Annotated in this window: 13 protein-coding genes and 1 tRNA gene; 7 read left to right on the top strand and 7 right to left on the bottom strand. The window is 67.1% G+C overall.

Features of this window, described 5'->3' with window-relative positions; translation table 11 throughout:
• The first annotated feature begins 12 nt into the window (after window positions 1-12).
• The gene (locus AAFF32_RS17215; RefSeq protein ID WP_254200531.1) at window positions 13-1368 is read left to right on the top strand and encodes a DUF3300 domain-containing protein; all 1356 of its coding nucleotides are present in this window, start codon (window positions 13-15) and stop codon (window positions 1366-1368) included.
• Window positions 1369-1380: 12 nt separating this feature from the next.
• Window positions 1381-2292: a DUF2950 domain-containing protein gene (locus AAFF32_RS17210; RefSeq protein ID WP_342315853.1), complete on the top strand. Its 912-nt coding sequence runs from the start codon at window positions 1381-1383 to the stop codon at window positions 2290-2292.
• Window positions 2293-2343: 51 nt separating this feature from the next.
• Here the strand turns inward: AAFF32_RS17210 and AAFF32_RS17205 are convergent, their stop codons facing one another.
• Window positions 2344-3678 carry an epoxide hydrolase family protein gene (locus tag AAFF32_RS17205; RefSeq protein ID WP_342315852.1) on the bottom strand — a complete coding sequence of 445 codons (1335 nt, stop codon included), beginning with the start codon at window positions 3676-3678 and terminating at the stop codon, window positions 2344-2346.
• 645 nt (window positions 3679-4323) lie between these two features.
• Between AAFF32_RS17205 and AAFF32_RS17200 the strand changes: the two genes are divergently transcribed.
• Window positions 4324-4773, top strand: a complete 450-nt coding sequence (locus AAFF32_RS17200; RefSeq protein ID WP_342315851.1) for a glycine zipper 2TM domain-containing protein — start codon at window positions 4324-4326, stop codon at window positions 4771-4773.
• Window positions 4774-4922: 149 nt separating this feature from the next.
• Here the strand turns inward: AAFF32_RS17200 and AAFF32_RS17195 are convergent, their stop codons facing one another.
• Both AAFF32_RS17195 and AAFF32_RS17190 read right to left on the bottom strand, forming a co-directional pair.
• Window positions 4923-5582 (bottom strand): hypothetical protein, encoded by a 660-nt coding sequence (locus AAFF32_RS17195; protein ID WP_342315850.1) that lies wholly within the window; start codon window positions 5580-5582, stop codon window positions 4923-4925.
• A 578-nt stretch (window positions 5583-6160) separates the two neighbouring features.
• Window positions 6161-6236: transfer RNA gene (locus tag AAFF32_RS17190), tRNA-Phe, on the bottom strand.
• Between the two features lie 173 nt (window positions 6237-6409).
• On the opposite strand from AAFF32_RS17190, the gene AAFF32_RS17185 reads away from it, so the two are divergent.
• Window positions 6410-6853 (top strand): DUF6491 family protein, encoded by a 444-nt coding sequence (locus tag AAFF32_RS17185; protein ID WP_216962872.1) that lies wholly within the window; start codon window positions 6410-6412, stop codon window positions 6851-6853.
• On the opposite strand, the gene AAFF32_RS17180 is transcribed toward AAFF32_RS17185, so the two are convergent.
• The 4 genes from AAFF32_RS17180 to ftsY are packed head-to-tail and all read right to left on the bottom strand — an operon-like array spanning window position 6850 to window position 10976.
• Entirely contained in the window at window positions 6850-7128 is a 279-nt protein-coding gene (locus tag AAFF32_RS17180; protein ID WP_342315849.1) for an oxidative damage protection protein, read from the bottom strand. The genes AAFF32_RS17185 and AAFF32_RS17180 overlap by 4 nt on opposite strands.
• A 1-nt stretch (window position 7129) precedes the next feature.
• A complete protein-coding gene (mutY, locus tag AAFF32_RS17175; RefSeq protein ID WP_342315848.1) occupies window positions 7130-8203 on the bottom strand; it encodes an A/G-specific adenine glycosylase in 1074 nt (357 codons plus the stop codon).
• Complete coding sequence (locus AAFF32_RS17170; RefSeq protein ID WP_216962863.1) at window positions 8200-9477, bottom strand: hypothetical protein; 1278 nt, start codon at window positions 9475-9477, stop codon at window positions 8200-8202. Before AAFF32_RS17170 ends, mutY begins: the two co-directional genes overlap by 4 nt.
• 17 nt (window positions 9478-9494) lie before the next feature.
• Window positions 9495-10976 (bottom strand): signal recognition particle-docking protein FtsY, encoded by a 1482-nt coding sequence (ftsY, locus tag AAFF32_RS17165; RefSeq protein WP_342315847.1) that lies wholly within the window; start codon window positions 10974-10976, stop codon window positions 9495-9497.
• Between ftsY and rsmD the strand changes: the two genes are divergently transcribed.
• The 3 genes from rsmD to AAFF32_RS17150 all read left to right on the top strand — a co-directional run bounded on the left by rsmD (window position 10909) and on the right by AAFF32_RS17150 (window position 12564).
• A complete protein-coding gene (rsmD, locus tag AAFF32_RS17160; RefSeq protein ID WP_342315846.1) occupies window positions 10909-11406 on the top strand; it encodes a 16S rRNA (guanine(966)-N(2))-methyltransferase RsmD in 498 nt (165 codons plus the stop codon). The genes ftsY and rsmD overlap by 68 nt on opposite strands.
• A gap of 95 nt (window positions 11407-11501) precedes the next feature.
• On the top strand, window positions 11502-12005 hold the full coding sequence (gene coaD, locus AAFF32_RS17155; protein WP_216962842.1) for a pantetheine-phosphate adenylyltransferase: 504 nt from the start codon (window positions 11502-11504) through the stop codon (window positions 12003-12005).
• Window positions 12006-12072: 67 nt separating this feature from the next.
• Entirely contained in the window at window positions 12073-12564 is a 492-nt protein-coding gene (locus AAFF32_RS17150; protein ID WP_216962827.1) for a hypothetical protein, read from the top strand.
• The last annotated feature ends 60 nt before the right edge of the window (window positions 12565-12624 follow it).

Here is a 12624-nt window from a genome sequence, read left to right as displayed (position 1 = left end):
GGGAGAAGCCGCATGCGTATCCGCGCATCCGCGCTGCTGGCGATGGCGCTGCTGACCGGCAGCGCCATCGCGACGGGCCAGGCCAACGCGCAGGGCACGTCGCCGCCGGCGTCCGCAAGCGACGCGGGCGCCCAGGCGTTCAGCCGTGAAGAACTCGACCAGATGATGGCGCCGGTGGCGCTGTATCCGGACTCGCTGCTCGCGCAGGTGTTGATGGCGTCGACCTATCCGGGCGATGTCGCCGATGCGGTGGCATGGTCGAAGGCGCACAAGGATGCCAAGGGCGAGGAGGCGGTGAAGCAGGTTGCGAACCAGCCCTGGGATCCGAGCGTGCAATCGCTCGTCGCGTTCCCGCAGCTGCTTGCCGTGCTGGGGCAGGATCCGTCGTGGGTGCAGCGAATGGGCGACGCGTTCCTTGCGCAACCCGATGCGGTGATGGAATCCGTGCAGCGACTGCGCAGGCAGGCCGAAGCGGCAGGCAACCTCAAGTCGACCGAGCAGCAGAAGGTCACAACGCAGCCCGCGCCATCGGGAACGACGGGCGCGGCGCAGCAGACCATCGTCATCGAACCGGCGAACCCGGAGGTCGTCTACGTCCCCAGCTACAACCCCAGCGTGGTCTACGGGAGCTGGGCGTATCCGTCGTATCCGCCGTACTACTACCCGCCGCCGGCGTACTACTACCCCGGCGCGGCGCTCTTCAGCTTCGGCGTGGGCGTGGCCATCGGCGGCGCGCTGTGGGGCGACCTCGACTGGGGCCACAGCGATATCGACATCGACGTGGACCGCTACAACAACATCAACTCCAATCGCCAGATCAATCGCAACGAGAACACATGGCGCCATGACGCCGCCAATCGCGATGGCGTGCCGTATCGCGATCGCGCCAGTCGCGAGCAGTTCGGCCGCCAGCTCGACGGCGCAGGCCAGCGCGATGGCTACCGTGGTCGCGACCAGGCGCGTACCGCGGATCGCGATCGCGCGCGGCAATCGCTGGAGCAGCGCGGCTTCGAGGCGCCCGCGGCGAGCAATCGCGAAGCACGCGAACGCGCGGGACAGGCTTCGCGCGAGTTCGAGCGCCAGCCAGGATCGCGACAGCAGGCCGGAACGCGCGACACGCGCGCAGGATCGCCGTCGGTGTCCAACAACCAGGCCAGGCAGGGCGCCCGTGAACGCAACGCCGGCGCACATCAGGGCAACAACGCCTTCGCGGGCGCGCGCGATCCGGGCCAGTCGCGCGCCACGTCCAATCGCGGGCACGGCAGCTATTCCGCATCGCAGCGTCCTTCGAGTTCGCGCGGCGGCGGCAGTCGTCCCGTTTCGCGTCCCGCACGACCGCCATCGCGCGGCGGCGGTCGCCGTCGCTGAAGGAGAGGCTCGATGATCCGTCCGATCCGTCTCCCGCTGCTGGTGTGCCTGGCGGCGCTTGCATGGCCGGCGCAGGCCCAGCAGTCGTTCCCGACGCCGGATGCCGCCGCGCAGGCGCTGGTTGCCGCGCTTGGCACGAGCAAGGCCGACGAGGCGAAGCTGTCCGCCGTGCTCGGCCCGGATTGGAAAACCTATATCCCGGTCGGCAGCGTGGATCGTGAGGACGTCGACGCCTTCCTCAAGCGTTATCGCCAGCGCCATTCCTTCCAGTCGCCATCGCCGACGCGGGCGATCCTCGCCGTGGGCCCGGAAGCGTGGACGCTGCCGGTTCCCTTGGAGAAGGGCACGAGCGGCTGGGCATTCAACCTGAAGGCCGGTGAGCCGGAAATCCGCGCGCGACGCATCGGCCGCAATGAGCTGGACACGGTGCAGGCGATGCTCGCCTATCACGATGCACAGATGGACTACGCCTCGGTGGATCGCAACGGTGATGGCGTGCTCGAGTACGCGCGCAAGTTCGTCAGCACCGACGGAAAGCACGACGGGCTGTACTGGGACGACAAGAACGACGAAGAGAGTCCGCTGGGCCCGCTGTTCGGCGACGACACGCCGCAGGGCGAGTGGCATGGTTACCACTTCCGCATCCTCGAGGCGCAGGGGCCGTCGGCGCCACGCGGGGCCTACAGCTATCTCCTCGGCGACCACATGAGCCGCGGCTTCGCGCTGGTCGCATGGCCCGCGCGCTACGGCGACAGCGGCGTCATGAGCTTCATCATCAGCCACGACGGGCAGGTGTTCGAGCAGGACCTCGGCCCGGAAGGCGGCGGCATCGCGAAGGCGATGACGAAATTCGATCCGGACAGCGGCTGGAAGGAAATCGACAGCGCGACCATTGCTTCGGCCGCGCCGCCGAGCACGCCCTAACCACTGCGTGAGCCATGCAGCCGGGACACGCCCGGCTGCATCCGGTGCGACTCATCCACGCAGCGTCTTGAACCCTTCGCGCACGTCCTTGGAAAGCAGCGCGGGCTGTTCCCACGCCGCATAGTGCCCGCCCTTCGCGGGGCGGTTGTAGTACACGAGCTTGGGATACGCCTTCTCGGACCAGCTCTTCGGAGCGGTATAGAGTTCGTCGGGAAATGCGCTGACCGCGACCGGGATCGTGACGCCCTTGACTGCGAAGTAGGGCGTCTTGTTCTCCCAGTAAAGCTGCGCCGCGGAGATCGGCGTATTGGTCAGCCAGAACAGGGTGATGTTGTCGAGCACGTCATCCGGCGTCAGTCCTTCGGGAGTTCCGTTCACCGAGCGCGCGATCATGTCGTAGCTCTTGGGATCGTGATCGAGCATGAAAGCCGCCAGCCCCACCGGCGAATCCGAAAGCCCCGTCAATGTCTGGGGCCTGTCGCCCATCATGATCGCGTAGCCGATGTGCTTGTAGGTGAAGAGGAGTTGCTCGCAGCAGTGGCGTTCTTCTTCCGACAGGCCTTCCGGAATGGCTTGGCCATGGAACATCGCCTGGTCAATCTCGGGTGGAACCACGCCGGCCATGTTGGTGTGGATGCCGACGAGGCCGGGCGGCTTCTTGAGCGCCATCAGGTCCACGACGATCGCGCCCCAGTCGCCGCCCTGCGCTCCCCACTTCGTATAGCCGAGACGCTTCATGAGTTCGTTGTATGCGTCGGCGATGCGCGGTGGATTCCAGCCGGTCGCCGTGGGCTTTCCGGAGAAGCCGTAGCCCGGCATCGAAGGAATGATCAGATGGAATGCGTCGGCCTCGGTGCCGCCGTGCGCAGTGGGATCGGTGAGCGGGCCGATCAGCTTCATCTGCTCGACGAAGGATCCCGGCCATCCGTGCGCCACCAGCAACGCAAGCGCGTTCTCATGCTTGGACTTGGCATGCATGAAATGGATGTCCAGCCCGTCGATGTTGGTGATGAAGTTGGGAACGGAGTTGATCCGGGCTTCCGTCTTGCGCCAGTCGTAGTTCTTCGCCCAATGGTCGGCGAGCTTCTTCATCACGGCCAACTGGACGCCCTGAGTGGAGTCGTTCACCGTTTCGCGCTCGGGCCAACGGGTGGCCTCGATGCGACGTTTCAGGTCCGCCAGGTCGGCCTGCGTAGCTTTGAATTCGAGCGGCCGGATCTCGGCGGACGCGCTGGCCGCTGCCGGCTTCTTCTCTGCGACTTCGTTCATGGCTTTGTTCCCGTCTGAGCAACTGAGCAGTCCGAGCGGTGCGGCAGCGATCGTCGCGGCCGCAGCTCCGCAGAGCCTGCGTCTGGTCAAAAGGTCAGGGTGAGTCACCTTCCGCATACGATCTCCTCCGGCGTGCAGTTACCTGTCACGTGGATGCACTCCACATGGTGGGGAAGAGCTGAAAGCGCTCGTTTCAACTGGGTTTTCCGAGGGCAATGCGCCAGGCCTTCGAGAGCGTTCGCCGACGAAGCAACCGTCGATCCATCGGGGCGCGCGCACTCCGTGCGCGACACGCGCGTGAGAGATTCACTTCGGGATGTTCCAGTCCTGTGCAGCCATTGCGGCTGCCGGAACACCATCTCAGCGTGCCTGCCAGCATCGATTGATACGCCGCGGATGAATCAATCGCAACTGCCATTCGGCGCAAGCGAGTTGGCGCGCAACTTGCTTTGGAAGCTGGCGTGAAAGGGACAGCGTTTGCCGCTTCGCTTACGCGACCGCGCGTTGTTGGAAAGGAGTCTTTCGTTGTTGCGTCGTCAACGCGTTCCGTTCCTTCCAGTGCATGGCGGTCCATGCCGAAAGGCGAGTGAAGCTCGGCGATCAAGCAGCTGCGCGCTGCGCATGCCGCAGTGTCATCGAGCATTGCGGCTACCGAACGGCCGCGTGTCGCGGCTCGTGGTCGTTTCACCATCGCTTCACGACGGGGAGCGTAACTCGCTCGTGAACCTAGGCGCCTCAACTCCAACCGCGAAGGGGATCAGGATGAAAGCGAAGTTCGGTACTTTCGGGCTGTGCGTGGCGTTGTCTCTTCTGATGGTTCCCGACTTGATGGCGCAGACCGTGGGCAGCAGCGAGGTCGGGACAGCCCGCTCAGTGGAGTGGGGCAAGGTCCGGCGCGTGCTGGCAGTGACCATCCAGAACGACTCGCGCGGTGTAGGAACCGCCACCGGTGCCGCCCTGGGCGGCATCGCCGGGAGCACGATCGGCGGCGGACGCCGGGCGAACACGGCCGGTGCAGTGGCCGGCGCAGTTGCAGGTGGCGCGGTTGGAAACCGCGCGAGCCGCGGAGGCAGATCCGGCATCGAAGTGACCGTCGAACTGGAGTCGGGCCGCACCATCGCGGTCACGCAGGAAGGAAGCGTCAATGAGTTCCGCGTGGGTGACCGCGTCCAGGTCGCATCCGACGGCAGGACGACACGCGTCAGTCGCTGAGAGAACGTCGGCCGACCGCGCCGAGGTTTCAAGAAGCAAAAGCCCAGTAAGGCCGTCGGGCCTTACTGGGCTACGATTGTTCATGGAGACCCACTGCGCTGCCCGTCCTGGAGGCCATGGACGCGTCCGCCCATGCGCTGAAGAGGATCCTAGCGCACAGCCAAGAAGCTGACGCTGCTGCTGGTTACATTACGGATGACGTTGAGCAGCTCACGGCTCCGATTGAGCGCTTGAGCGGTTCGCGGTGCAGGTGAGAAGTTGGTGACTCTGAGACGTCGATCAGGCGCGTGATGCGGTGCATCTATTCCTTGTTCAAATTGCCGAGAGCGGTCGCCGCGGCATGGGCCGCGGCGACGCAAACCGTCAAACAATCTTGGTCTTGATCTTCGAAACATATAAGGCTCGCCGGGCCCCTGGTACACCGTGTCATCGCCTGGGAATAGGGTGTACGTGTTGTACGCCTCACCCATGATGGTCGCCCAGTACACCTTCACCTCAATCGATTTGGACGGATGCGAGTTCCGCAATCTGATTGAAGGGCCTTCAAGAACCATGGAATGGATGTAACCGCACCCGTTGCCGCTGCACGGGATGCCAAGCAAGGCCTTGCTCTTGTCCTGTTCCACGGAAGTCTCGTGGCCAGTCTGATGGGCGTGATGCTTCGCACTGTTCTCCGCTACGACGTACTGGTTTGTAGCGCCTCGGATGCGTCGGTTCTCTGTTTTGCAGAAGGCGTAATAGAAGGTGTTCGGTTCGTCGGCGATTGGACAAACGATGCCGTCGAGTTCTTCCTCTTGCTGCTGCTCCATTCAATCCCCCTGTGGATTTGACGCGGGCCATGCGGCAGAACTTCGCCGCCTTGGAAGCGTAAGAGTGCCGAGGCACCGCCACAAGCTGCGATTTGGGGAGGTGCCGAGCGGGCTAACGACTAGCCACCAAGCCGCGGTTACGACAGGAGCGGTTTCCGACGAGGTCGACTTGATGCCGCGCTTTCGGCCACGCGGGACGCGGTGCCGGAAACGCCCGGCGGCGACTGTATTGAGGACGTCGGCATCAGGCGCCAAGAACGTGAAACTTGCTCGCAAGCGCGGCAGCAAATCCGATTCGAGAAGTGAGGTGGCCCTCATGAGGTCCTCGGTGCCTCCATCGAGCCAGTCGTGCGTGTAATGCACGAGCCGGTGTCGCAACTCCATCAGCGTCTTTGCCGATTGCCAGGCGCTGCCATCTAAGGCGATCAGTTCTGCACCGCTGGCTTCCAAGTGCTCGTTTAGCCTCAGCAGCGCACCAGGTTGACCACGTAACTTCCGCGGCCTCCCCGGGTTCCGGCAACTGCGCACAACAAAAAGCCCAGTAAGGCCGGTGGCCTTACTGGGCTTTTGAATTTGAATGGTGGCCGGGGAGGGAATCGAACCCCCGACACGGGGATTTTCAATCCCCTGCTCTACCAACTGAGCTACCCGGCCATTCCGCAACGGTCAGGCCGTGCGAGGAGCGGAATGATACGGATGGGCGGCGGACATGGCAAGCCGGATCTGCGCTGAACGGGTCGGTCCGCGCGGCTGGCGCCCGCGACGGGCGGGTGCATCATGGCGGCGACGGTCCCAGCCGCAGCCGCGGTGGCTGCACGGAGTCATCGATGAAAGCCCTTGTTTTCTCGGTTCTTTCGATCTTCGCCTTCAGCGCCTGCGCGAGCGACCCGCGCACTACCGATGCCGAACGCCTGGCGCTCTATCGCGCCAATGCCGGAGCGCCGGTCGGCAACTTCCAGTACTTCGGCCGCCTCGACGGCTGGACGCCGCTGGGCAACACCGCACTGGCGATCTGGACGCGACCCAGCACCGTTTACCTGCTGGAACTGGGCGGTACCTGCCAGGACCTGGACTTCGCCAACGCCATCACCGTGACCAATCAGATGGGCCGCGTGTACGCACGCTTCGACAAGGTGATCGTGCTGGGGCGGGGCACCAACCAGATGCCGTGCTGGATCCAGGAAATCCGCCCCATCGACGTCAAGGCGCTCAGGGCCGCCGAGCAGGAAAAGCGCGAGGCCCAGACCGCCGAGCGCGAGAAGGCGACCTAGGTTTCGTTTTCCGGCGGCACGTAGCCCGCGGGCTTGGCTGCGTCGCCGCCGAAGAGGAACTTCACCATCTCGGTTTCGAGGAAGGCGCGGTGCTGCGGGTTCATCGGCGAGAGACGGTTCTCGTTGATCAGCATCGTCTGGTGCGCCAGCCACGCGGTCCACGCCGCCTTGCCGATGTACGCGAAGACGCGCTTGCCCAGTTCGCCCGGCCAGGGCACGAAGTCGAGTCCTTCGGTCTCGCGCTTCTCGTATTCGCAATAGACGGTGCGGGGCATTTCAGGCGTCCTGGTTCGTGAGCAGCTTGCGGATCGGCGCGGGAATGCCGAGCGAGGATAGTTCCTCGCGGGCGACCCAGCGCAGCGCGTCATTGTCGCCGATCCGGTCGCCCGGTTCGGCGCGCATGCGCACGGCATGCAGCTGCAGTTTGTAATGGCTGAAGGCGTGGTCGATCGGTGGCAATGCGTGTGCGCTGTCGTAGTCGCCGCGCAGGTGCTCGTCGAACCAGCCGCGCGCGGCCGTCGCGTCGTCGGCCTGCGGCAGCGTCCACAGCGATGCCCAGATGCCGGTCGGTGGACGGCGTTGCATCAGGATGCGGCCCTGCGCGTCTTCGGCCCACAGCACGTGCGCGTATTTCTGCGGCGGTGTCTTGCCCGGCTTGGGCGTGGGCAATTCCGCCGTGCGACCTTCGCGGCGCGCGATGCAGTCGTCCTGCAGCGGGCATAGCACGCAGGCGGGGTCGGCGCGCGTGCACAGCGTCGCGCCCAGGTCCATCTGCGCCTGCGTGTAGTCGGCCAGGCGCGTATCGGGAAGCTGCGGACTGGCGACGTGCGTATCGACCAGCGCCCACAGCTTCTTCTCGATGGCCGGAAGACCGGGGTAGCCGTCGATGCCGTGATAACGGCTCATCACGCGTTTAACGTTACCGTCGAGGATCGCGTGCCGATCGTTCCACGCCTGCGATGCGATGGCCGCCGCCGTGCTGCGGCCGACGCCCGGCAATGCGGTCAGCGCGTCCAGGTCGCGCGGAAGATCGCCACCGTGAAGTTCGATGCACTGCTTGGCGGCCGCGTGCAGGTTGCGTGCGCGGGCGTAGTAGCCCAGACCCGACCACAGCGCGAGCACGTCGTCCAACGGCGCCTGTGCAAGATCGCGCAAGGTCGGCAATGCGGCGACGAAGCGTTCGAAATACGGCGCGGCCGTCTTCACCTGCGTCTGTTGCAGCATGATTTCCGACAGCCACACGCGGTACGGCGTGCGCGGATGCTGCCAGGGCAGGTCGTGACGGCCACTCACGTCGAACCACGCGAGCAGGCGTGCAGGGAAGTCGCGTGTCGTGCCGGGTTTCGTCATGGGGTCGCGTCTTGGGCGAAATCGATTTCCACGCCTTCCAACGTGGCACCGGCGATTTCGATCTTCGGGCTGGTCAGGCGTCCGTCCAGTGGCGGCAGCGGCGTGCCGCGGTCGATGAAGTCGAGCCAGCGCAAGAACGACGGCAACTTGAACCGACCATCGAAGCGCGTCGCATCGCGTTGCAGGCGCAGCGCCGTGGTGTCGGAAAAATCGGCGCGGCCGCGGTATTCGAGCACGAAGGGCAGGGGCGAGGTCGATGCGATCAACGGCGCCGGAAGCGCCGGCCACGCACGCGGCCATGACGACATCGTGCCGTCGAGCCGCAGCGCGAGCGTGTCGCCGAACGACAGCGCGCCGGCCGCCTGAAGGCTGGGAATCACGCCCGTGCCGTACACGACCGCGCCCAATGGCACCACGCGCAGTTCGCCGCCGTGAAAACGCACCGGACCGGCGAGACCGTAGGTAAAGCCCAGATCGGTGTCGTCGTTGCGATAGCTGGCGTCGGCGCCCAGGCGCATGCCATCCAGTCCGATGCCGTCGTCGCCGTTGTGCAGGCGTCCGGACAGCCGCGTGCGCATGGGCATCGTCCACGTCTGCGACTGCACGGTGACCTGCCCGACCACGCCCAGCCCGGCGCGCGCAGCCGGACGCGTCAGCGCCGCATGCACGTCGAACGGGACGCGCACCTCGCCCGTCGCGAGACGACCGCGCAAGCGTGCACGCGCGGCGCGATCGGGGTGCAGCGAAGCCAGGTCGGCGTCGATGGCCTCCACGCGCCAGCCGTCGCCGATCACCCGACCGCGCACGATCTGCAGGCCGTCGGTCAAAGTCGGAATGCGTACTTCCTTCGTCGGCGGCCGCGTCGCCTGCCAGCGTTGCAGCGCGGCCAGGTCGAGTTCGGGTGCGTCCAGTTCGATGCGGCGCACCGTCAGGTCGGCGCCGCGCGCGCGGATCGTCGACCAGGGCAGTTCCAGTTGGATGCGTTCGGCGCGCAGCACCGGCGTCTTCGCACCGGGCTGGCGCGCGACGACATCGCGGATCGCCAGCATCGGCGTGCCACGCAGGCGGTATTCGCTGGCGCCGCTGGCGGTGATCTCCAGGCCGAGCGCGTTGCCCACCTGCGCCAGGATCAACCCGGCGACACGGCTGGGCCGCGAGACCCAGTGCAATGCGAACGCGAGCAGCGCCAGTGCGACCACCAGGGCGACCAGCGCGATGCGGCGCCGGCGCCGTGGGGGCGCGTGTGGTGAAGCTTGCGGTTCCGGCGCGGCCATGCGGTGCCGGCGCCGCGTCAGGCGCCGAGGGATTCGGGAAGCAGCGCGTCGACGAAGGCCTCGGCGTCGAACACGCGCAGGTCCTCCGGTCGCTCGCCGATGCCGGCGTAGCGGATCGGAATGCCGAACTCGCGCGCCAGTGCGAACACGACGCCGCCCTTCGCGGTGCCGTCGAGCTTGGTCACCACCAGCCCGGTCACGCCGACCGCCGCATGGAACTGGCGCAGCTGCGAGAGCGCGTTCTGGCCGGTGGTGCCGTCGATCACCATCAGCACTTCATGCGGCGCGGTGGCGTCCAGTTTCTGCAGCACGCGCTTGATCTTGCCCAGCTCCGCCATCAGGCCCTGCTGCGTATGAAGGCGGCCGGCGGTGTCGGCGATCAGGACCTGCGTGCCGCGTGCCTTGGCGGCCTGCAATGCGTCGAAGGCGACGGACGCCGCATCCGCGTTCTGTCCCTGCGCTACCACCGGCACGCCGTTGCGATCGCCCCAGGCCTGCAATTGCGCGACGGCCGCGGCGCGGAACGTGTCGCCGGCGGCGAGCATCAGCGGGCGGTTCTCGTCCTTGAAGCGTTTGGCGAGCTTGCCGATGGTCGTGGTCTTGCCGACGCCGTTGACGCCCACGGTCAGCAGCACGAAAGGTTTCGCTTCGGTGTCGATCTGCAGCGGCTGCGCGACGGGCTTGAGCATCGCCAGCAGATCGGCGCGCAGGGCGGCCAGCAGGGCATTGGCGTCGGCGAACTCGCGCGCCTTCATGCGCTTGCGCAGCGATTCGATCAGCTGCGTGGTGGCGCTCACGCCGACGTCGGCGGTGATGAGCGCGGTTTCGATCTCGTCGAGCAGGTCGTCGTCCAGGCGCGGATGGCGCGAGAACAGGCCGTTGAAACTGCGTGCGAACGTGGATCCGCGCAGGCGCTCGCGCCAGCCGGGCTTGCCGGGAGCGGCGGGGGCGACCGTCGGCGACGGCGCGAGGGGCGCGGCGGCGAGGTCGGGCGCGGCGACGGGCTCGACCTCCAGCGCGGCGGCGATCACCTCGGCTGGAACGGGTTCGACGGCGAGGGGCGTGCTTTCGACGACGGCCTCCTCGACAGCGACGGCCTCGACCGCAGCGGCTTCGACGGGGGCGGATTCCACCGGCGCCGGCACATCGGCATCGGCTTCGCGCGACGGAAATGCCGCGGCCAGTTCCTCGATGCTGTAGTGCTCCTGCGCGCTCCCGGGCTTTGCCGCGTCGGCCGGGGTCTGGGGCTTTTTACGACGGAAAAAGTCGAACATCGAGGCGGCGTGGGGGAATGCGCGAGAATGCGCACATGCTAACACCGGCCCTCGCGCAGCCCCGATGAACAAAGCGTCCCGACGTCCGCCCGCCGCGCCCTCCGGCGCGGGCAAGGTCCGCATCATCGGCGGCCGCTGGCGCAACACGCGCCTGAGCGTGCCCGACGCGGCCGGCCTGCGACCGACCTCCGACCGCGTGCGCGAAACCTTGTTCAACTGGCTCATGCCGATGCTCCCCGGCGCGCGCGTGCTGGACCTGTTCGCCGGCAGCGGCGCGCTGGGGCTGGAAGCCCTGTCGCGCGGCGCGGCCGGCGCCACCCTGGTCGAACGCGATCCGGCACTGGCGGCGGCATTGCGCGAGACCGCCGCGCGCCTTTCCGGTGGCGAGGCGGCGTCGGTGATCCAGGCCGATGCGCGGGGCTGGCTGGATTCGCAGCCGGCGGAGGGATTCGACCTGGCCTTCGTCGACCCGCCTTTCGCGGCCGGACTGTGGGAGGCCGTGCTGCCGGGCGTGGCGCGGGTCCTGCGGCCCCAGGGCTGGCTGTACGTGGAGGCCCCGCACGAGGCGGCCTTCGCGGTCCCGCCGGACTGGCGCCTGCACCGCGAAGGCAGCACCCGCGAGGTGCGCTACGCGCTCTACCGCCGGACGCCCTGATGCCGTACGGGCCGGCCGCCGGTGCGCCGCCGCCGCTGCTACACTGCCGGCCGCGCCGGCCAGCCCGGATTCCGGCGCCCGTGCATGACCTCCGAATGACCGTGGCCCGCAACCGAATCGCCGTCTACCCCGGCACCTTCGATCCGATTACCAACGGCCATATCGATCTGGTCGACCGCGCCGCCCCGTTGTTCGAACGCCTGATCATCGGCGTGGCCGAGAGCACGGCGAAGGGACCGGCGCTGCCGCTGGCGCTGCGCGTGGACCTGGCCCGCCAGGCCGTCGCCCATCACCCGCATGTGGAAGTTCGCGGCTTCGACTCGCTGCTGGCGCATTTCGTGGCCGAAGTCGGCGGCGGCGTGCTGCTGCGCGGCCTGCGCGCGGTGTCGGACTTCGAGTACGAATTCCAGCTGGCGAGCATGAACCGCCACCTGATCCCGGACGTGGAGACGCTGTTTCTCACCCCCGCAGAACAGTACGGCTTCATTTCCTCCTCGCTGGTGCGCGAGATCTCCCGCCTCGGCGGCGATGTCTCCGGCTTCGTGCCGCCAGCGGTCGCGACGGCGTTGCAGGCGCAATGGCAACGCAGTACACGCTGATCCGGCACCATCGGATCGAACGCTTCACCATTCCAACACCAACACTCGAAAGACGAGGGGAACCCCGATGAAGACCACCACCCGCCTGCTGCTCATCGCCTGCCTGTCGATGCCGCTGCTCACCGCGTGCAACAAGAAGGACGAGCAGACCACCGCCGTCGCCGAGACCGCGCTGGCCGCGCCGACCACCACCGACAGCACCGCGTGGGACACCTACCTGACCGAGGTCGTCAAGCGCAACATCGAAGGTGCGACCAACGTCTACCTGTACACGCTGCCGGACCCGGCCGGCGCCGACTTCCAGGGCGAGTACGACCGCCAGCTGGAGAAGGCGCAGGGCGACGTGGCCCGCGGTGGCGTCGACGGCACGCTGCTGGCCTACGGCTCGCAGAACTCCGCCAAGTCGGCCGACCTGGCCGTGGCGTCGTTCGCCCAGGCCCAGCCGGGCACGATGAAGGGCGTGCGCGTGATGTTCATCGGCGCGCAGGCCGACGCCGAGCGCGTGAAGGCGGCCGTGGAGCCGTCGGGCGCGAAGTTCGAGTTCTTCGAAGCCAAGTGACGCTCCGCCGCGTGGCCGCGCAGTGGCCACGCCTTGGCGCAACGTCATCCCGGTGAGAGC

Source organism: Lysobacter sp. FW306-1B-D06B (genome assembly GCF_038446665.1).
Taxonomy (GTDB): Bacteria; Pseudomonadota; Gammaproteobacteria; order Xanthomonadales; family Xanthomonadaceae; genus Lysobacter_J.
Note: the sequence above shows the minus strand (reverse complement) of the source record. Positions and strands in the feature narration are given on the sequence as shown.

Excerpts from the sequence above, each read along its gene's own strand:
- mutY (WP_342315848.1), bottom strand. The coding sequence starts at position 8,203 with ATGACGAAACCCGGCACGACACGCGACTTCCCTGCACGCCTGCTCGCG.
- AAFF32_RS17150 (WP_216962827.1), top strand. The coding sequence starts at position 12,073 with ATGAAGACCACCACCCGCCTGCTGCTCATCGCCTGCCTGTCGATGCCG.
- AAFF32_RS17210 (WP_342315853.1), top strand. The coding sequence starts at position 1,381 with ATGATCCGTCCGATCCGTCTCCCGCTGCTGGTGTGCCTGGCGGCGCTT.
- AAFF32_RS17215 (WP_254200531.1), top strand. The coding sequence starts at position 13 with ATGCGTATCCGCGCATCCGCGCTGCTGGCGATGGCGCTGCTGACCGGC.
- coaD (WP_216962842.1), top strand. The coding sequence starts at position 11,502 with ATGACCGTGGCCCGCAACCGAATCGCCGTCTACCCCGGCACCTTCGAT.
- AAFF32_RS17200 (WP_342315851.1), top strand. The coding sequence starts at position 4,324 with ATGAAAGCGAAGTTCGGTACTTTCGGGCTGTGCGTGGCGTTGTCTCTT.
- AAFF32_RS17170 (WP_216962863.1), bottom strand. The coding sequence starts at position 9,477 with ATGGCCGCGCCGGAACCGCAAGCTTCACCACACGCGCCCCCACGGCGC.
- ftsY (WP_342315847.1), bottom strand. The coding sequence starts at position 10,976 with ATGAGCCAGTTGAACAAGGTTTCGCGCACGCGGTCGGAGGTCGGTCGC.
- AAFF32_RS17195 (WP_342315850.1), bottom strand. The coding sequence starts at position 5,582 with ATGGAGCAGCAGCAAGAGGAAGAACTCGACGGCATCGTTTGTCCAATC.
- AAFF32_RS17185 (WP_216962872.1), top strand. The coding sequence starts at position 6,410 with ATGAAAGCCCTTGTTTTCTCGGTTCTTTCGATCTTCGCCTTCAGCGCC.
- AAFF32_RS17180 (WP_342315849.1), bottom strand. The coding sequence starts at position 7,128 with ATGCCCCGCACCGTCTATTGCGAATACGAGAAGCGCGAGACCGAAGGA.
- AAFF32_RS17205 (WP_342315852.1), bottom strand. The coding sequence starts at position 3,678 with ATGCGGAAGGTGACTCACCCTGACCTTTTGACCAGACGCAGGCTCTGC.